The sequence below is a fragment of the Salmonella sp. NW38 genome, assembly GCF_051807745.1.
Classification (GTDB): domain Bacteria; phylum Pseudomonadota; class Gammaproteobacteria; order Enterobacterales; family Enterobacteriaceae; genus Salmonella; species Salmonella enterica.
The window spans coordinates 251429-268955 of sequence record NZ_JAMMTO010000006.1 but is presented as its reverse complement, the minus strand read 5'-3'; the positions used below and the strand labels follow the sequence as shown (position 1 = coordinate 268955).

16 protein-coding genes are annotated in these 17527 nt (G+C 53.9%); 10 read left to right on the top strand and 6 right to left on the bottom strand.

From position 1 onward, the window contains the following. Positions 1-39: 39 nt before the first annotated feature. Positions 40-2454 (bottom strand): putative ABC transporter permease subunit YbbP, encoded by a 2415-nt coding sequence (ybbP, locus tag NA624_RS13080; protein WP_439040270.1) that lies wholly within the window; start codon positions 2452-2454, stop codon positions 40-42. Next, the gene (gene ybbA, locus NA624_RS13075) at positions 2451-3137 is read right to left on the bottom strand and encodes a putative ABC transporter ATP-binding protein YbbA (protein ID WP_001110598.1); all 687 of its coding nucleotides are present in this window, start codon (positions 3135-3137) and stop codon (positions 2451-2453) included. Before ybbA ends, ybbP begins: the two co-directional genes overlap by 4 nt. Between ybbA and tesA the strand changes: the two genes are divergently transcribed. From tesA to cnoX, 3 genes are all read left to right on the top strand, one after another. Beyond that, positions 3108-3722: a multifunctional acyl-CoA thioesterase I/protease I/lysophospholipase L1 gene (gene tesA, locus NA624_RS13070; RefSeq protein WP_001010574.1), complete on the top strand. Its 615-nt coding sequence runs from the start codon at positions 3108-3110 to the stop codon at positions 3720-3722. The two genes, ybbA and tesA, sit on opposite strands and share 30 nt — an antisense overlap. A 154-nt stretch (positions 3723-3876) precedes the next feature. Then, positions 3877-4647 carry an SDR family oxidoreductase gene (locus tag NA624_RS13065; RefSeq protein ID WP_001172804.1) on the top strand — a complete coding sequence of 257 codons (771 nt, stop codon included), beginning with the start codon at positions 3877-3879 and terminating at the stop codon, positions 4645-4647. Between the two features lie 59 nt (positions 4648-4706). Continuing rightward, entirely contained in the window at positions 4707-5561 is an 855-nt protein-coding gene (gene cnoX / locus NA624_RS13060; protein ID WP_000116060.1) for a chaperedoxin, read from the top strand. An 85-nt stretch (positions 5562-5646) separates the two neighbouring features. On the opposite strand, the gene fetB is transcribed toward cnoX, so the two are convergent. Next, positions 5647-6426 (bottom strand): iron efflux ABC transporter permease subunit FetB, encoded by a 780-nt coding sequence (gene fetB, locus NA624_RS13055; RefSeq protein ID WP_001002130.1) that lies wholly within the window; start codon positions 6424-6426, stop codon positions 5647-5649. Then, the gene (fetA, locus tag NA624_RS13050) at positions 6413-7090 is read right to left on the bottom strand and encodes an iron efflux ABC transporter ATP-binding subunit FetA (RefSeq protein WP_000140191.1); all 678 of its coding nucleotides are present in this window, start codon (positions 7088-7090) and stop codon (positions 6413-6415) included. Before fetA ends, fetB begins: the two co-directional genes overlap by 14 nt. A gap of 146 nt (positions 7091-7236) precedes the next feature. Here fetA and NA624_RS13045 point away from each other — a divergent pair, with 146 nt between their 5' ends. Together NA624_RS13045 and NA624_RS13040 are read left to right on the top strand one after the other, a co-directional pair. Beyond that, positions 7237-8154, top strand: a complete 918-nt coding sequence (locus tag NA624_RS13045; RefSeq protein ID WP_000906146.1) for an SPFH domain-containing protein — start codon at positions 7237-7239, stop codon at positions 8152-8154. Further along, the gene (locus NA624_RS13040) at positions 8151-8603 is read left to right on the top strand and encodes an NfeD family protein (protein WP_000561177.1); all 453 of its coding nucleotides are present in this window, start codon (positions 8151-8153) and stop codon (positions 8601-8603) included. The genes NA624_RS13045 and NA624_RS13040 overlap by 4 nt, the downstream gene beginning before the upstream one ends. On the opposite strand, the gene cueR is transcribed toward NA624_RS13040, so the two are convergent. Next, entirely contained in the window at positions 8604-9020 is a 417-nt protein-coding gene (gene cueR / locus NA624_RS13035) for a Cu(I)-responsive transcriptional regulator (protein ID WP_001026760.1), read from the bottom strand. It abuts the gene before it with no gap. 109 nt (positions 9021-9129) lie between these two features. Here cueR and copA point away from each other — a divergent pair, with 109 nt between their 5' ends. From copA to ybaK, 4 genes are all read left to right on the top strand, one after another. Beyond that, positions 9130-11631 (top strand): copper-exporting P-type ATPase CopA, encoded by a 2502-nt coding sequence (gene copA, locus NA624_RS13030; RefSeq protein WP_000083913.1) that lies wholly within the window; start codon positions 9130-9132, stop codon positions 11629-11631. Between the two features lie 153 nt (positions 11632-11784). After that, positions 11785-12720 (top strand): lysozyme inhibitor LprI family protein, encoded by a 936-nt coding sequence (locus tag NA624_RS13025; RefSeq protein WP_000488542.1) that lies wholly within the window; start codon positions 11785-11787, stop codon positions 12718-12720. Beyond that, positions 12698-13492 (top strand): TraB/GumN family protein, encoded by a 795-nt coding sequence (locus NA624_RS13020; protein WP_000421861.1) that lies wholly within the window; start codon positions 12698-12700, stop codon positions 13490-13492. The genes NA624_RS13025 and NA624_RS13020 overlap by 23 nt, the downstream gene beginning before the upstream one ends. A gap of 201 nt (positions 13493-13693) precedes the next feature. Further along, positions 13694-14173, top strand: a complete 480-nt coding sequence (gene ybaK / locus NA624_RS13015; RefSeq protein WP_000186616.1) for a Cys-tRNA(Pro)/Cys-tRNA(Cys) deacylase YbaK — start codon at positions 13694-13696, stop codon at positions 14171-14173. Positions 14174-14289: 116 nt separating this feature from the next. On the opposite strand, the gene ushA is transcribed toward ybaK, so the two are convergent. Beyond that, positions 14290-15942, bottom strand: coding sequence for a bifunctional UDP-sugar hydrolase/5'-nucleotidase UshA (gene ushA, locus NA624_RS13010; protein ID WP_000670403.1), 1653 nt, complete (start codon positions 15940-15942; stop codon positions 14290-14292). Positions 15943-16114: 172 nt separating this feature from the next. Between ushA and NA624_RS13005 the strand changes: the two genes are divergently transcribed. Further along, positions 16115-17335, top strand: a complete 1221-nt coding sequence (locus NA624_RS13005) for an MFS transporter (RefSeq protein WP_001251593.1) — start codon at positions 16115-16117, stop codon at positions 17333-17335. Positions 17336-17527: the final 192 nt, after the last annotated feature.

Genomic DNA, 17527 nt, shown 5'->3' with positions numbered 1-17527 from the left:
CCGTTTTAAAAACCGGCGCGAAATTATTCACATCATGAATCATCCGCTAAACTGGCGGAATAGCGCTTTGCCTTTCAGCAAACGAACGCCAAGCCAGCCGCCGCATACGGAAAGCAGCAGCGCGCCGCAAAACGGCAGTACGCCCCATAAACGCCAGTCCGGCTCCCAGGGGAAATCAAAAACGTTGATTTGTAAGATCGCCAGCGCCGTTTCCGCGCCAATCGCGGCGACCAGCCCGGCAACTAATCCCAGCATGGCGAATTCGCACCAGAGTGTGGTACGCAACAGTTTCTTTCCGGCTCCTAACGTGCGCCACACCACCAGCTCCTGATGGCGCTGACGCATCCCGACCTGTACCTGGGCCAGTAATAGCAACATGCCGCAGAGGGTGACTAGCACAACCATCACCTCCAGCGCCCGGCTGACCTGCTCCAGCACCTGTCCCACCTGTTTCAGGATCGCCCCGATATCTAACAGGCTGACGGTAGGAAACTCGCGGTTAAGCTGCGTTAACATGCCGTTGCCATTCTCCCAGCGAAAACTGGTCAACCAGCTTTGCGGTTGCCCGTCCAGCGCCCCGGAAGGAAAAATGAAGAAAAAGTTGGGCCGCAGGCTTTCCCAGTCCACTTGACGCAGGCTGGTGACTTTAGCGCTAAATGCCTGGGTATCGCCCATAAAGGTTACGCTATCGCCGAGTTTGACGTTCAGCCGCTTCGCCAGCCCCTCTTCCATAGAGACTTCGCCCGGTTTTGGCGGCCAGTGACCGGCGACCAGCGGATTATGCGCCGGGCGCGTATCCTGCCAGGTCAAATTCAGTTCACGGTTGAGCGACTCATCCTGCTGACCTTCCGTCGGATTACCATTTATCCTGGTTAACCGCGCCCGCACAATCGGATAAAACGTCTGCGGAATCACCTGATGTTCCACCAAAAAGGCTTTCAGCGGCGCGACCTGCTCTGAAGCAATATTGATAAGGAAATAGTTCGGGCTTTCCGGCGGGAGCTGCTGTTGCCAGCGATCAAGGAGGTCGCCGCGCAGCACCAGCAAGAGCGCCAGCAGCATAAACGAAAGCGAAAACGCCGAAAGCTGACTCAACGTTGACCACGGCTGACGCAGAAGTCGGCTGACGGCCAGACGCAGCGGTAGCGACGTCAACGTCATGCCGCGCAGCACGTTAAGCAGCATCCAGCCCACCAGACCGCACAGCAGCGCCAGTATCACTGCACCCGCCAGAACCGCCCACAACAGCATACTTCCGCCCATCAATCCGGCGAGCAGCGCCACCACGACGGCGCAGGCGACAGGCAAATAAATTTTTAACGGCCAGACGCGAGCGACAACATCGCGGCGCAGCACCCGTAGCGGCTGGGTCGCCAGCAACAATCGATAAGGTCGTAAACCGACCAGCAGAGAGATGACCGTCATCGCACCCAGCGCCCACAGCCAGGGCCACAGGCTGGCGGGCGGCAAATCGGCGGGCAATACCGGTTTTAGCAGCACCAGCAATATGTTTTCAAACAGTAACCCAATCGCGCCTCCCGTGACGGCGGAAAGCCCCAGCACCATCAACCACTGTCCGATGATAAGTTTACGCAACTGGGCCCGGCCCGCGCCCAACGTTTTTAAAATCGCCACCAGATCGTAGCGGCTACGGCAGTAATGGCTCATCGCCACCGCGACGGCAGCTACCGCCAGCAGTAGCGTTAATAACGCCGAAAGCAGCAAAAACTGCTGCGAACGTTCGAGCGATTTCCCCAATGCCCCGTCATCCTGCTCCAGTCCGTACCAGCGATGTTCCGGTTTAAGCTGCGGTAACAGCCAGCTTTCATAGCCAGCAAGCTGTTGCGGCGTTCCGCCGAATTTATACCTCCACATCACGCGACTCCCCGGCTGTATCGCACCGGTTTTTGCCACATCGGCCATATTCATCATCAGACGCGGCGCCATCTGAAAAGGGTTAAACCCGGAATCCGGCTCCTGCACCACTTCACCGGCAATACGCAAGGTCACGTCGCCGACATCAATGGTATCGCCCGTTTTCAAATTAAGCAGCGCCATCAGACGCGGCGCCAGCAGTACGCTACCCGGCTGCGGTTTCACTCCGTCAGGACGGGTTTGCAATTCGCCGTACATCGGATAAACGCTATCTACCGCCTTCACGCTGGCCAGTTGCGGCGTATCGCCGGCAAACGTCATGGTCGCAAAGGTTAACTGCTCGCCCACGTTAAGACCGCGTTTACGCGCCTCTTCAAGCCAGGCTTTCGGTACCTCCCGCGAACTTTGCAGCGTCCGATCGCCTGCCATAAACTCGCGGCTTTGCTGACTTAACCCTTTTTCCATCCGGTCGCTGATACTGCCGAGCGCCAGTACGCAGGCCACCGCCAGGCTCAACGCCAGCCAGACAATAATCAGCGACGGCGAGCGCCATTCGCGCCAGAACCAGCGAGCTATCATGCCTCCTCCTGTAACTGACCGTTGACCAACCGCAGCCGCCGGTCGCAGCGCGCCGCCAGCGCCGGGTCGTGCGTCACCAGAATCAGCGTGGTGCCGTGTTCGCGGTTAAGCGAAAATAGCAGGTCGGCGATTTTATCTCCGGTCTGACGGTCAAGGTTGCCCGTCGGCTCATCGGCAAACAGCACATCAGGACGCCCGTTAAACGCGCGCGCCAGCGCTACGCGCTGCTGTTCGCCGCCAGAAAGCTGTGCCGGAAGGTGGTCAAGCCGTTTTCCCAGTCCCAGTTGTTCGAGCAGCGCTTTCGCCCCCGCCTTACTCTGACCGCTGTTTTCACCGCGTAGCAGGGCCGGTAGCTCAACGTTTTCCAGCGCGTTAAGCGTAGGAATAAGCATGAAGGATTGAAAAACAAAACCGACATGCTGAGCGCGAAGCTGCGCCCGCGCCTCTTCGTCCATCTGGTGAAGCGGTTTCCCCACCAGACTGACCTCTCCGCTACTGCCGTCATCCAGTCCGGCGAGAATCGCCAGCAGCGTAGATTTTCCCGATCCTGATTCGCCAATCAGCGCAATGGTTTCGCCGCGTTTGACAACCAGTTCAACTCCGGTAAGGATGGAAAGCTCATGCTCACCCTGACCGACGGACTTCCTGAGACGATGAACTTCAACACTGTTTTCCGCTGGCATTTGCCCTTCCTGTTTTTGATCCTGTTAACTTTCCGTGCCGCCGCCGCAGACACCTTATTAATTCTGGGCGATAGCCTCAGCGCCGGTTACCGTATGGCCGCCAGCGCGGCATGGCCGTCGCTCCTTAATGATAAATGGCAAAACAAAACGTCGGTCGTTAATGCCAGTATAAGCGGAGATACCTCGCAGCAGGGACTGGCGCGTTTGCCGGCACTGTTGCAACAGCATCACCCGCGCTGGGTAGTGGTGGAGCTTGGCGGCAACGATGGCCTACGCGGTTTTGCGCCTGCGCAAACCGAACAGACGCTACGTAAAATCATTCAGACGGTGAAAGCCGCCGATGCCCAACCGTTACTGATGCAAATTCATCTGCCCGCTAACTACGGTCGCCGTTATAATGAATCCTTTAGCGCCATTTATCCTAAGCTCGCCAAAGAGTTCGATATTCCTCTGTTACCGTTTTTTATGGAAGAGGTATATCTGAAACCGCAGTGGATGCAGGATGACGGCATTCATCCCAACCGCGACGCCCAGCCGTTTATTGCCGACTGGATGGCGAAGCAGTTGACCCCTTTTCTCTCCTGAATAATTCGAGTTGCATGAAGGCGGCACGTAAGAGAATGTCCAGGAGCATAGATACCTATGTGACTGGAGTAAACGAACGCACAGGCAACTTGAAGTATGACGGATATAGTTAACCACGACTCTTAAATCAACGGAGATCCTGACAGGTAAAGTTATGCAAAAATCGGTCTTAATAACAGGATGTTCCAGCGGAATCGGTCTGGACAGCGCGCTTGAACTTAAACGCCAGGGCTTTCAAATCCTGGCGGGCTGCCGCAAACCTGATGATGTCGCCCGGATGAACAGTATGGGATTTACCGGCGTGTTGATCGATCTCGACTCCCCTGAAAGCGTGGATCGTGCCGCCGATGAAGTGATCGCCCTGACCGATAATCGTCTGTATGGGATCTTTAACAATGCCGGCTACGGCGTGTATGGCCCCCTTTCCACCATCAGCCGTGAGCAGATGGAGCAACAGTTTTCCAGTAATTTCTTCGGCGCGCATCAGCTTACCATGCGCTTACTTCCCGCCATGTTGCCGCATGGCGAAGGACGCATTGTGATGACCTCATCGGTGATGGGGCTAATTTCCACCCCAGGGCGCGGCGCTTACGCCGCCAGCAAATATGCGCTCGAAGCCTGGTCTGACGCGCTACGTATGGAGCTACGGCACACAGGCATTAAAGTGAGTCTGATAGAACCGGGACCAATTCGTACCCGTTTTACGGATAACGTTAACCAGACGCAGCGTGATAAACCGGTAGAAAATCCCGGCATCGCCGCACGTTTCACCCGCGATCCTGACGCGGTAGTAGCGAAAGTGCGTCATGCTTTTGCAAGCGATAAACCCAGGCTGCGCTATCCCGTTACGCTGGTCACCTGGGCAGTGATGGCGCTGAAACGCCTATTGCCGGGCCGGATGCTGGATAAAATTTTACAAAGCTGAGTTGAAGCGCGCCCGTCAGCCCCCATGTAAACGTGACACAGACAAAAGAGAGCGACGCCATGTCCGTACAGAACATTGTCAATATTAATGAATCCAACCTGCAGCAGACCTTAGAGCAGTCCATGACCACGCCGGTACTGTTCTATTTCTGGTCTGAACGCAGCCAACACTGTCTGCAATTAACGCCAGTGCTGGAAAGTCTGGCTGCCCAGTACCACGGTCAGTTTATTCTGGCAAAGCTGGACTGCGACGCCGAACAGATGATCGCCGCTCAGTTTGGTCTGCGCGCCATCCCGACAGTCTATCTGTTCCAGAATGGCCAACCGGTCGATGGTTTCCAGGGACCGCAGCCGGAAGAGGCGATCCGCGCTCTGCTGGATAAAGTACTGCCGCGTGAAGAAGAGCTAAAAGCGCAACAAGCGATGCAGTTAATGCAGGAGGGCAACTACATTGACGCGCTGCCGTTGCTCAAAGACGCCTGGCAGCTCTCTTCGCAGAACAGTGAGATTGGCCTGTTACTGGCGGAAGCGCAAATTGCGCTGAACCGCTCTGAAGAGGCCGAAGCGGTATTAAAAACTATCCCGCTACAGGATCAGGATACCCGTTATCAGGGGCTGGTTGCGCAGATCGAACTGCTTAAACAGGCGGCGGATACGCCGGAAATTCAGCAACTTCAGCAGCAAGTCGCGGAGAATCCGCAGGATGCGGCTTTGGCAACGCAACTGGCGTTGCAGTTGCACCAGGTCGGACGTAATGAAGAAGCGCTGGAATTGCTGTTCAGCCATCTGAGAAAAGATCTTGCCGCCGCCGAGGGACAGACGCGCAAAACCTTCCAGGAGATCCTTGCCGCGCTCGGCACCGGCGACGCGCTGGCGTCGAAATACCGCCGCCAGTTGTACGCGTTACTGTATTAATCCTCTCTTGCCTGATGGCGCGCTTATCTGGCCTACCTGTCGTCCTCAGGCCGGATAAGGCGCTTGCGCCATCATCCGGCAACTATCATGATTTCTTGAGCGGCATCACTACCAACTGATGACGCGAATTATAGAACTTCCGGTAGGTTAAATAGCAGGCAATGATGGTAGACAGGCTGGCTGTCGACAACAGCATAAACGTTACCATAATTTGATATTTAATCGCTTTTACCGGATCGATCCCGGCAAAAATCAGCCCGGACATCATCCCCGGCAGGCTCACCAGCCCAACGGTCTTTGCCGAGTCGATCGTCGGGATAAGCGATGCGCGGATGCTATCGCGGATAAGCCCGGCGGAGGCCATTTTCGGCGTTGCGCCCAAACTTAACTTTTCCTGGATTTGCTGCTGCTCGCTATGAAAACGCAGCCCCAGTTGGTTGTAGCACAGCCCTACCGCCACCATCGCATTGCCGGCGACCATGCCAGCGATGGGAATCACCTGCATCGGCGCAAATTCAATCGAACCGGTAAGCACCAGTACCGTCAGCGTTAGTCCGGCGCCGACGGTGATGGCGATAAACGAGGAGAGAAATGCCTTATCGATATATTTACTGCGCTTTTGCGCGTTCCAGGCGGCGTTAAAACAGATGAACAGCACCATTAGCAGCGTCAGGGCGGCATGATTAACGCCAAAGATGTATTTCAGTACATAGCCGACAATAATGAGCTGTATCACCGCCCGGCATACGCTCCACAGAATATCTTTTTCCAGCGCCAGCTTTTCCTTGTGACTGATGAGCATCGCGACCACCACTAGCAGCATCGATAACGCCAGCGAGGTATTGGTAATATTATGCTCGTTCATAACGCGCCTCCTGCATCTCTCCGGCAGATGGCGTTAACGTTATCACCTTATCCGCGTGTTGAATTTCATCTTTATCATGCGTTACCCACAAGACAGCGACCTGCTTATCGCGAACATAGCGATGAATAATATCATTCACATTCCGTTTGTTATGTTCATCCAGCGCACTGGTTATTTCGTCGAGTAACAGTATTTTCGGCAGAAACTGTAGATTACGAATTAGAGCAATACGCTGTTTTTCTCCGCCGGAAAGCGCGGTAATCGGTTTTTGCAGAATCTTCTCCGGCAGTTCAAAACGCGCCAGATCGTCTGCGAAGGCTGTCGGCTGCGGGCGCTGATGGCGAATTTGCCAGGGAAAAATCAGGTTATCGTAAACCGTATCGCCAAATAGCGCTGGCGTCTGAGCGCAATAAGAAACCTGCTGGCGATAGGCTTCCGGACTCAGAGTAGTAATATCGTGCCCCTCAAAAAGAATCACGCCGATATCAGGGCTTATTAGCGAGGCCACCATTTTCAACAACGTACTTTTTCCGCAGCCAGAAGGACCGGTAATTAACTTAAATTCGCCGCGTTGCAGCGTAAAACTGATGTTATTCACTATTTTTGTCGTCGCAGTCCGGTAACCGACCTGCTTTAACTCAAGCAACATGCTACGTTCTGTCATTTATTGCGCATCCGTTGTTCATATTTTTATAGCGATAGTGTATCCCTGTAATTAATAAGGGGGGAACATGCTTTACTGAATCAGGTATAATTCGCTTAATTCGTCAGCAAAATCGGTTTATGGACAACGCAACAGGAGGTTTAGCTATGCTCATTCTTATCCCTATTCTCATTTTCGTCGCGCTGGTGATCGTCGGCGCGGGCGTCAAAATCGTTCCACAGGGATACCAGTGGACGGTGGAGCGCTTTGGACGTTACACCAAAACCCTGCAGCCGGGATTAAGCCTTGTTGTACCGTTTATGGACAGAATTGGCAGAAAGATCAATATGATGGAGCAAGTGCTGGATATTCCGTCGCAGGAGGTGATCTCAAAAGATAACGCCAACGTCACTATCGATGCGGTCTGTTTTATTCAGGTTATCGATGCGCCGCGCGCCGCCTATGAAGTCAGTAACCTGGAACTGGCGATCATTAACCTGACCATGACCAATATCCGTACGGTGCTCGGTTCGATGGAGCTGGATGAAATGCTCTCCCAGCGCGACAGCATCAACACGCGGCTGCTGCATATTGTCGATGAAGCCACCAACCCGTGGGGAATTAAAGTTACCCGTATCGAAATTCGCGATGTCCGCCCTCCGGCGGAATTGATCTCCTCTATGAACGCCCAGATGAAAGCGGAACGTACCAAACGCGCCTATATTCTTGAGGCCGAAGGGGTACGTCAGGCGGAAATCCTGAAAGCCGAGGGGGAAAAACAGTCGCAGATTCTGAAAGCCGAAGGCGAACGTCAGTCCGCTTTCCTGCAGGCGGAAGCGCGCGAACGTTCCGCCGAAGCGGAAGCCCGCGCTACGCAGATGGTGTCTGAAGCCATCGCCGCCGGGGATATTCAGGCGATAAACTACTTCGTGGCGCAGAAATACACCGAAGCGTTACAGCAAATCGGCTCGGCGAATAACAGCAAAGTGGTCATGATGCCGCTGGATGCCAGCAGTCTGATGGGCGCTATCGCCGGGATCAGCGAGCTGGTTAAGGACAGCGCCAGCGAACGGAAAAAAGCATGATAGCGATGATTCTGGTACATCCGCATATCTTCTGGCTTAGCCTCGGCGGCCTGTTGTTGGCTGCGGAAATGCTCGGCGGTAACGGCTATTTGCTGTGGAGCGGCGTGGCGGCAGTGATTACCGGCTTAACCGTCTGGCTCTTACCGCTCGGCTGGGAATGGCAGGGCGTGCTGTTTGCGGCCTTAACGTTACTGGCGGCCTGGCTTTGGTGGCGCTGGCTGGCGCGTCGCGTGCGGGAACAGAAGCCGACCGACAGCCGCCTTAACCAACGCGGACAACAACTGGTAGGCCGCCGGTTTATGCTTGATGCCGCGTTAGTGAACGGACGGGGTCATATGCGTGTCGGCGACAGCTCGTGGCCGGTATGCGCTGACGAAGACCTGCGCGCAGGTACGCATGTCGAAGTGATCGCCGTGGAAGGCATCACCTTACGCATTCGCGCCGTTTAATCAACGTGGCTTTTGCGCCTTGTGATGACAGCAGCCGGAAAGATTATCAATAATCGGGCAGTCGGCGCTGTCATCGCCGGGACAACTCTCCGCCAGCGCCAGCAATTGATCGCGCATTGATTGCAGCTCGCTGATATGGCGCTCGATCTCCGCGACCTTTTCCAGCGTCCGCTTTTTCACATCTGCGCTATGGCGTCGCGGATCGTTAAACAGATTGACCAGTTCGCCACACTCTTCCAGATTAAACCCCACCTGCCTCGCCTGTCGCAGCAACGTCAGCTCGTTTAAATGCTTCTGCGTGTAGGTGCGATAACCATTTTCGCTACGTAATGGCGGCGTCACCAGACCTTTCTCTTCATAAAACCGAATGGCTTTGCTGGTTAAACCGGTTTTTTTCGCCACATCGCTAATATTCATATTTCCCCCTTGACCTTAACCTTGCTGGAAGGTTTAACCTTTATCACAGTGAGTCACTACGATTACTAAGGTCAATGAATTGATGACCAATCATAAAGGAGTTTTTACTATGTCTCAAACTATCGACCTGACCCTGGACGGTTTGTCCTGCGGTCATTGCGTTAAACGCGTGAAAGAAAGTCTTGAACAACGTCCGGATGTTGAGCTGGCGGACGTCACCGTAACCGAAGCGCACGTTACCGGTACCGCCAGTGCGGACGCGTTAATTGAAACCATCAAACAAGCCGGGTATGGCGCGACGTTAAGCCACCCAAAGGCTAAACCGCTGACGGAGTCATCAATCCCGTCGGAAGCACTGGCAGCGGTTCCTCATGAGCTTCCGGTAGCGACGGCCGATGAAGAAAGCCAACAGTTGCTGTTAAGCGGCATGAGCTGCGCCAGTTGTGTCACCCGCGTACAACATGCGCTACAAAGCGTACCGGGCGTCACGCAGGCACGGGTAAACCTGGCGGAACGCACTGCGCTGGTGATGGGCAGCGCGTCCGCCGCTGATTTAGTGCAGGCGGTGGAAAAAGCCGGCTACGGCGCAGAGGCGATTGAAGATGACATCAAACGCCGCGAGCGCCAGCAGGAAACCGCCATCGCCACCATGAAACGTTTTCGCTGGCAGGCCATCGTCGCTCTGGCGGTCGGTATACCGGTCATGGTCTGGGGGATGATCGGCGATAACATGATGGTGACCGGCGACAACCGCAGCCTGTGGCTGGCTATTGGCCTGATCACGCTTGCGGTGATGGTCTTTGCGGGCGGTCATTTTTACCGTAACGCGTGGAAAAGCCTGCTGAACGGCACGGCGACGATGGATACGCTGGTGGCGCTCGGCACCGGGGTCGCCTGGCTCTACTCCATGAGCGTCAACCTGTGGCCGCAGTGGTTCCCGATGGAAGCGCGGCACCTTTATTACGAAGCCAGCGCGATGATTATCGGTCTGATTAATCTCGGACACATGCTGGAAGCGCGCGCCCGTCAGCGTTCCTCAAAAGCGCTGGAAAAATTACTCGATCTCACCCCGCCCACCGCACGCGTCGTGACAGAAGACGGCGAAAAAAGCGTCCCGTTGGCGGACGTTCAGCCAGGGATGCTACTGCGGCTCACTACCGGCGATCGCGTGCCGGTGGATGGCGAAATTACCCAGGGCGAAGCCTGGCTTGATGAAGCCATGCTGACCGGCGAACCCATTCCGCAGCAAAAAGGCGAAGGCGACAGCGTTCATGCCGGTACCGTCGTCCAGGACGGCAGCGTCCTGTTCCGCGCCAGCGCGGTGGGCAGTCATACCACGCTGTCACGCATTATTCGCATGGTACGCCAGGCGCAAAGCAGTAAACCGGAAATTGGCCAACTGGCCGATAAAATCTCTGCGGTATTCGTTCCCGTCGTCGTGGCCATTGCGCTGTTCAGCGCCGCTATCTGGTATTTCTTCGGGCCGGCGCCGCAAATTGTTTATACGCTGGTCATCGCCACCACCGTACTGATTATCGCCTGCCCTTGCGCATTAGGCCTGGCGACGCCAATGTCGATTATTTCCGGCGTAGGCCGCGCTGCCGAATTCGGCGTGCTGGTACGCGACGCCGATGCCCTGCAACGCGCCAGTACGTTGGATACCCTCGTTTTTGATAAAACCGGGACACTGACGGAAGGCAAGCCGCAAGTGGTGGCGGTAAAAACCTTTAACGGCGTTGAGGAAGCTCAGGCATTACGTCTGGCAGCCGCGCTCGAACAAGGCTCCAGCCACCCGCTGGCCCATGCGATTCTGGAAAAAGCCGGCGACGATAAACTGCCTCAGGTGAACGGTTTCAGAACGCTGCGCGGACTGGGCGTCAGCGGTGAAGCGGAAGGTCATCAACTGCTTCTGGGGAACCAGGCGTTGCTGAACGAACAGCACGTCGCCACGGATGATATGACGGCGGAAATCACCGCGCAGGCCTCGCAAGGCTCTACTCCGGTCCTGCTGGCGATTGACGGTAAAGCGGCGGCGTTACTGGCGGTACGCGATCCATTGCGCAGCGATAGTATTGCCGCGCTTGAACGCCTGCACAACGCCGGATACCGTCTGGTGATGCTCACCGGGGATAACCCAACGACGGCTAACGCGATTGCCAAAGAAGCGGGTATTGATGAAGTGATTGCGGGCGTTCTGCCGGATGGCAAAGCCGATGCGATTAAACGTCTGCAAAGCCAGGGTCGTCAGGTTGCGATGGTCGGCGATGGTATCAACGATGCGCCCGCGCTGGCGCAGGCGGACGTCGGTATCGCGATGGGCGGCGGCAGTGATGTGGCGATTGAAACCGCGGCGATTACGCTGATGCGCCATAGTCTGATGGGCGTGGCGGATGCGCTGGCCATTTCGCGCGCGACGTTGCGCAATATGAAGCAAAACCTGCTTGGCGCATTTATCTACAACAGCATTGGTATCCCGGTGGCCGCCGGTATTCTGTGGCCGTTTACCGGTACCTTGTTAAACCCGGTAGTAGCGGGTGCGGCAATGGCGCTGTCTTCCATTACCGTCGTGAGCAATGCCAACCGGCTATTGCGCTTTAAACCGAAAGCGTAAAAAGTCCTATCAGGCAGCATTAGCTGCCTGATATATTATTAAGCCATCAGTAATTTACCGTATCAATATATAAAAATTTAACCGCACATCCTGTAGAAAAATAAAAAACAACATTTTATAATGTTTTTTTTGAATCATAAGGATGTGTTATTTATGTTTAGAAAAGCAGTTACGCTTCTTTTCCTGCTTTCTCCCGCAGTTAGTTATGCAGGGTTATTTGATTCCACTCCAGAGTTAAAATGTGGCAACGATAATGCAGTCACGGCGGCAAAAGAATGGATTTACAATGAAGCATTAGGTCGTTTACAGCAAGACTATATTAAAGCGCCTTCCACGCTTTTCTTCGATATCCCCCAGACTCAGTACGAGCAGCAACTCCGGGCTATTCCTGTTCAATTCAGTGATGTAATAACGCAAAATCCTCAATCAGAAAATGCCAACCTACGAATTTGCTCGGCTACCGTCGCCATGGGTATTCCTCAGTCATTGTTTAAAGTAATTAAATACTTACCAGATACTCTATTCTATATTTCACAAGGGAATGGACAGGTAATAAACAATACGGTGACCTGGAAAGAGGTTAACTACAATATCCAGCTTGCTGACAACAACAAAGATATTGTCGTCACACCGGTGAAAAAAACCGATAAATTGGCGTGGTCTATTTATGTAATGGCAAGAATGACGGTATCTGGTGATAATCTCATAAAGAAAAAAAATAGCTCACTGATTGAAATCGCAGCAAAGAAATTTGAGAGTAGAGATCGCGAGCTTAATCAGGTCTGGAATTCACTACCCGCCTCTGCCCGAACGGCATTAAAACAAGAGCAGCGAGTCTGGGTGACCAAAAAAGAGCAGCAGTGCGGCAAACTTAGCGATGCAAAATCCGAGGCCTTACCTGCTGAAAAGCGCATCAGTATTTATACATGCCAGCTTGAAATGACCATCGCCAGAACGGCCTATCTCGACGGCAGCGAACTACCCGACCGATCGTTGACCTCCAGTCAGGGCGCATTGCGCCCTTTTCTCCAACGCGCTAGCATGAGCTTTTTCAAAGGGAGCGCGTATGGAGTTATTAAATCAACTTAAACGTTTATGGCGCGCGCTGCGTGGTACCCCAAATAGTTGGCCTGCTATCGATCTCTCCCTGCCCGGCGGTCGTCATCTGCATCTGGTTGGCAGTATTCATATGGGGACGCGCGATATGGCTCCTCTTCCAGCAAAGCTGGTGAAAAAGCTACGCCAGGCCGACGCGCTGGTCGTTGAAGCGGATATTTCCGGTAACGAAACGCCATTCAGCAATCTCCCCAAATGTCCGCCGTTGGTCGAACGTCTCAGCGCCGGGCAGCTAAGCGCACTGGAAAAACGGGTCAGCGAGTTGGGTATGCCGCTGATCCATTTTGATAATCAACCTTTATGGCAGATAGCTATGGTGCTACAGGCCACGCAGGCGCAACGGCTGGGATTGCGTCCGGACTATGGCATTGATTATCAGCTATTACAGGCTGCCCGCGAAATGTCGCTGCCGGTGCAAGAGCTGGAAGGGGCGAAACACCAGCTCGAACTACTATGCGATCTGCCCGATGGCGGGATGGCGCTGCTCGACGACACGCTGACGCACTGGCACACCAACGCACGGCTTTTGCAGGTGATGATCGGCTGGTGGCTTGAGCAGCCGCCGACCAGCGTCGGCGCTTCGCTCCCCAGAACGTTTAGCCAACCGCTGTATGATGTACTGATGGTGAAACGCAATGAAGCCTGGCGCGACGCGCTGCTGGCACTGCCGCCGGGACGCTACGTGGTAGCCGTAGGGGCGCTACATCTGTACGGCGAAGGCAACCTACCGCAAATATTGAAATAAAAAAATGGCCAATATCGCTATTGGCCCGTCAAAGAGGAATTTCATCGTTATTATTATCCCGACGCTTTCGCTTCGGATCTTCAGATTGTCGCTCAAAGTTGCCGCAACTGCCAAGACCTAATGCACAAGATTATACTATTTTTTAGTCCGCTTTCGGGCGTATGCTGATGGCAAATCACGTCTGTAGTAAGAAGGAACGTTATGACACCCGCAGTTAAGTTACTCGAAAAAAACAAGATTCCGTTTAACATTCACACCTACGATCACGATCCGAATGAAACTAACTTTGGCGATGAAGTGGTGCGTAAGCTCGGGCTAAACGCCGATCAGGTGTATAAAACGCTTTTGGTCGCCGTGAATGGCGATATGAAGCAACTGGCCGTCGCCGTGACGCCTGTAGCCGGGCAGCTGGATTTGAAAAAAGTCGCCAAAGCTCTGGGCGCGAAAAAGGTCGATATGGCCGACCCGATGGTGGCGCAACGCACCACGGGATATCTGGTCGGCGGGATCAGTCCGCTGGGACAGAAGAAACGGCTGCCCACACTGATTGACGCGCCTGCCCGCGCGTTTGCCACTATTTATGTTTCCGGTGGTAAACGCGGGCTGGATATTGAACTGGCGGCTGACGATTTGGCCGCCATACTGGGTGCTAAATTCGCTGATATCGCGCGTCGGGATTAAGCCTGCGTAAAATACATTGCCGGATAGCGGCGCAAACGCCTTATCCGGCCTACAGCAGACATAATCCGTAGGCCTTAAGGCTGCGCGCCATCAGGCAGAAATGGCTATCCGTACCGCTACAGCCAGCTCACCTCACCCTTTGGCGTAAACGCCGCCGCATCCAGCGGTGAATTTTGCTGAATAAACTCTTTCAGCACTTCCGCGTCAATAAACCCGGTATTCACGTAGCCCGGTTTGTTATCGATGCGCGGATAACCATCGCCGCCCGTGGCGTTGAAACTCAGCGTCGCCATGCGGTAGGTTTTGGCCGGATCAACAGGCTCGCCTTTGATTTTCAGATCGGTGAGCTTGCCCTCTTTGGCGACAAAGCTCACATTGGCGAACTGTGGATAAGCGCCGGAGTCCGGTTTCATCTGCGCTACGGTGGTGAGATAATCAACCACCTCTTTGCCACTCATATCGGCATACACCACAATGTTGCCGAACGGCTGTACCTTGAGCACGCTTTTATAGGTAATATCTCCCGCCTCAATCGAGTCGCGAATACCGCCGCCGCTCATCACGCCAAAATCGGCGCCGGTGCGCGCGATCTGCGCAGCCAGAATCACCCGTCCCATATTGGTCTGGACAAATCTGACCTTACTGCGATCGCCTTCAAGAAGGCCATTCACGCTACCAATTTTCACCTCCAGTTGCGCTTTACCTTTATTCTGGAACGGCGTTAATAACGAGAGCATTTGCGGATTTTCTGCGATTTCCGGCGTGTAAAGTACACGCTCGCTTTTCCCGTTATCCCAGGTCACTTTTTTCTTGAGATTTACCGGAATAAGCTGGTAGTTAACCATTTTCATCTCGCCGTTACGGAATTCGAAATCCGCGCGGCCCACATATTTACCCCACTCATGCGCCTGCACGATCCAGATACCATTTTGCTTATCCGGCGCGCAGGGCGTTCCCGGTACGTAATTCACCTGTTTTTTATTTTCCGACGCCATGCATACCGGGTCTTGTGAGTGACCGCCCACAATCATCGCCAGCGAACCGGCAGGCAGGCTACGCGCCATCTCAACGTCGCCCGGCGCATTCGAACCGTGATCGCCGTTGTCATAATGTCCCATATGCGTGGTCGCGATAATCACGTCCGGTTTTTCATTCATATTAAGTTCCTGAATCACCACGTTTGCTTCTTCAGCAGGTTTACGAAACTCAATATCGGTGAAATATTCCGGGTTGCCTATTTTCGCCGTGTCATCGGTGGTTAAGCCAATTACCGCGATTTTTATATCCTGGCGTGTAAAAATAGCCCACGGCTTAAACAGACGCTCGCCGGTACTTTTTTGATAAATATTGGCGGAAAGAAAGGGAAACTTCGCCCACTTTTCCTGCTGGCGCAATACGGTGAGCGGGTTATCAAACTCATGATTACCGACGGCCATAGCGTCGTAGCCAATCAGATTCATCCCGCGGAAATCGGGCTCCGCATCCTGGAGATCGGATTCCGGCACCCCGGTATTAATGTCGCCGCCGGATAACAACAGGACGCTTCCCCCCTCTTGCGCCACCTCTTTACGGATACTGTCCACCAGCGTTTTTTGCGCCGCCAGACCATATTCGCCATATTCGCTGCGCCAGAAGTGACCGTGGTGATCGTTGGTATGCAGGATAGTAATTTTATAGGTTTTATCTTTTTCGTAAGCCTGTGCAGGCTGAGTCGTCAGCGCGAACGCCGCCAGTAACGCCAGCGCCACACCCCGTTTCAAAAATTTCATCTTTCTCTCCCTGACTCAATATCAACCGCAGAAATTACCTTTCCTTGCAATAATAGACAAATATGTTTTCAGAATTGAGACTTCCTTCAAACACATTTCACAGGTATGTTAGGCAAGTAATAATTACACATCCTACTATCTCCAACATCGCATAAAATTTAAGTGACTTTCTATGGCCATGAGTGAACCAACCCAGCCGTTAGCCGGCGCGCCCGCAGCGGCCGCTAAAGCACGTACTTCGTTTGGTATTTTGGGCGCGATCAGTCTTTCCCATCTGCTGAACGATATGATCCAGTCGCTAATCTTAGCCATTTATCCCCTGTTGCAGGCGGAGTTCTCGCTGACCTTCGTCCAGATAGGTTTGATCACCCTGACGTTCCAGCTCGCCTCATCGCTACTGCAACCGGTCGTCGGCTACTGGACGGATAAGTATCCCATGCCGTGGTCGCTGCCTGTCGGCATGTGTTTTACCCTGAGCGGGTTGGTACTGCTGGCAATGGCGGGAAGTTTTGGCGGCGTATTGCTCGCTGCGGCGCTGGTGGGTACCGGCTCGTCCGTTTTTCACCCGGAATCGTCCCGCGTGGCGCGCATGGCCTCCGGCGGACGTCATGGTCTGGCGCAGTCTATCTTCCAGGTCGGCGGAAACTTCGGCAGTTCATTGGGCCCGCTGCTGGCCGCCGTGATTATCGCGCCCTATGGCAAAGGGAATGTCGCCTGGTTTGTGCTGGCCGCGCTGCTGGCGATCGTGGTGCTGGCGCAGATCAGCCGCTGGTATGCAGCCCAGCACCGGATAGCGAAAGGCAAGCCAAAAGCGATAATCGCTAACCCGCTGCCGCGCAATAAAGTCGTGCTGGCGGTCAGCGTGTTATTGCTACTCATTTTCTCGAAATATTTTTATATGGCGAGCATCAGTAGCTATTACACCTTTTATCTGATGCAAAAATTCGGATTATCAATACAAAACGCGCAGCTCCATCTGTTTGCCTTCCTGTTTGCGGTGGCTGCCGGGACGGTAATCGGCGGGCCGGTGGGCGATAAAATCGGCAGAAAATATGTGATTTGGGGCTCTATTCTCGGCGTCGCGCCGTTTACCCTTGTTTTACCCTACGCCACGCTGTACTGGACGGGGATTTTAACGGTGATTATCGGCTTTATTCTCGCGTCGGCGTTTTCCGCCATTCTGGTGTATGCCCAGGAGCTGCTGCCAGGACGCATCGGTATGGTTTCCGGCCTGTTTTTCGGGTTTGCCTTCGGAATGGGAGGCCTGGGCGCAGCGGTGTTGGGGCTGATTGCCGACCATACCAGTATCTATTTAGTTTATAAAATCTGTGCTTTCCTGCCGCTTCTGGGGATACTGACCATATTCTTACCTGATAATCGACATAAAGCGTGATTTTATGGCGGTTAAAGGTACGCTTTAACCGCCTGTACATCCTGATGCCATCTTGCTTTGTCCATCCCATACTTATCACTTTTACGTTCCGTGCTCTTTTTGCCTTCAGATCGTATCTTTTTATAAAACACAACCATTTTTTATAAACATCCTGATTGAAATTGTCATAAACTATTACCCGGAGTTTTGGAG

Excerpts from the sequence above, each read along its gene's own strand:
- ybbP (WP_439040270.1), bottom strand. The coding sequence starts at position 2,454 with ATGATAGCTCGCTGGTTCTGGCGCGAATGGCGCTCGCCGTCGCTGATT.
- tesA (WP_001010574.1), top strand. The coding sequence starts at position 3,108 with ATGAACTTCAACACTGTTTTCCGCTGGCATTTGCCCTTCCTGTTTTTG.
- ybbA (WP_001110598.1), bottom strand. The coding sequence starts at position 3,137 with ATGCCAGCGGAAAACAGTGTTGAAGTTCATCGTCTCAGGAAGTCCGTC.
- NA624_RS13065 (WP_001172804.1), top strand. The coding sequence starts at position 3,877 with ATGCAAAAATCGGTCTTAATAACAGGATGTTCCAGCGGAATCGGTCTG.
- cnoX (WP_000116060.1), top strand. The coding sequence starts at position 4,707 with ATGTCCGTACAGAACATTGTCAATATTAATGAATCCAACCTGCAGCAG.
- fetB (WP_001002130.1), bottom strand. The coding sequence starts at position 6,426 with ATGAACGAGCATAATATTACCAATACCTCGCTGGCGTTATCGATGCTG.
- fetA (WP_000140191.1), bottom strand. The coding sequence starts at position 7,090 with ATGACAGAACGTAGCATGTTGCTTGAGTTAAAGCAGGTCGGTTACCGG.
- NA624_RS13045 (WP_000906146.1), top strand. The coding sequence starts at position 7,237 with ATGCTCATTCTTATCCCTATTCTCATTTTCGTCGCGCTGGTGATCGTC.
- NA624_RS13040 (WP_000561177.1), top strand. The coding sequence starts at position 8,151 with ATGATAGCGATGATTCTGGTACATCCGCATATCTTCTGGCTTAGCCTC.
- cueR (WP_001026760.1), bottom strand. The coding sequence starts at position 9,020 with ATGAATATTAGCGATGTGGCGAAAAAAACCGGTTTAACCAGCAAAGCC.
- copA (WP_000083913.1), top strand. The coding sequence starts at position 9,130 with ATGTCTCAAACTATCGACCTGACCCTGGACGGTTTGTCCTGCGGTCAT.
- NA624_RS13025 (WP_000488542.1), top strand. The coding sequence starts at position 11,785 with ATGTTTAGAAAAGCAGTTACGCTTCTTTTCCTGCTTTCTCCCGCAGTT.
- NA624_RS13020 (WP_000421861.1), top strand. The coding sequence starts at position 12,698 with ATGGAGTTATTAAATCAACTTAAACGTTTATGGCGCGCGCTGCGTGGT.
- ybaK (WP_000186616.1), top strand. The coding sequence starts at position 13,694 with ATGACACCCGCAGTTAAGTTACTCGAAAAAAACAAGATTCCGTTTAAC.
- ushA (WP_000670403.1), bottom strand. The coding sequence starts at position 15,942 with ATGAAATTTTTGAAACGGGGTGTGGCGCTGGCGTTACTGGCGGCGTTC.
- NA624_RS13005 (WP_001251593.1), top strand. The coding sequence starts at position 16,115 with ATGGCCATGAGTGAACCAACCCAGCCGTTAGCCGGCGCGCCCGCAGCG.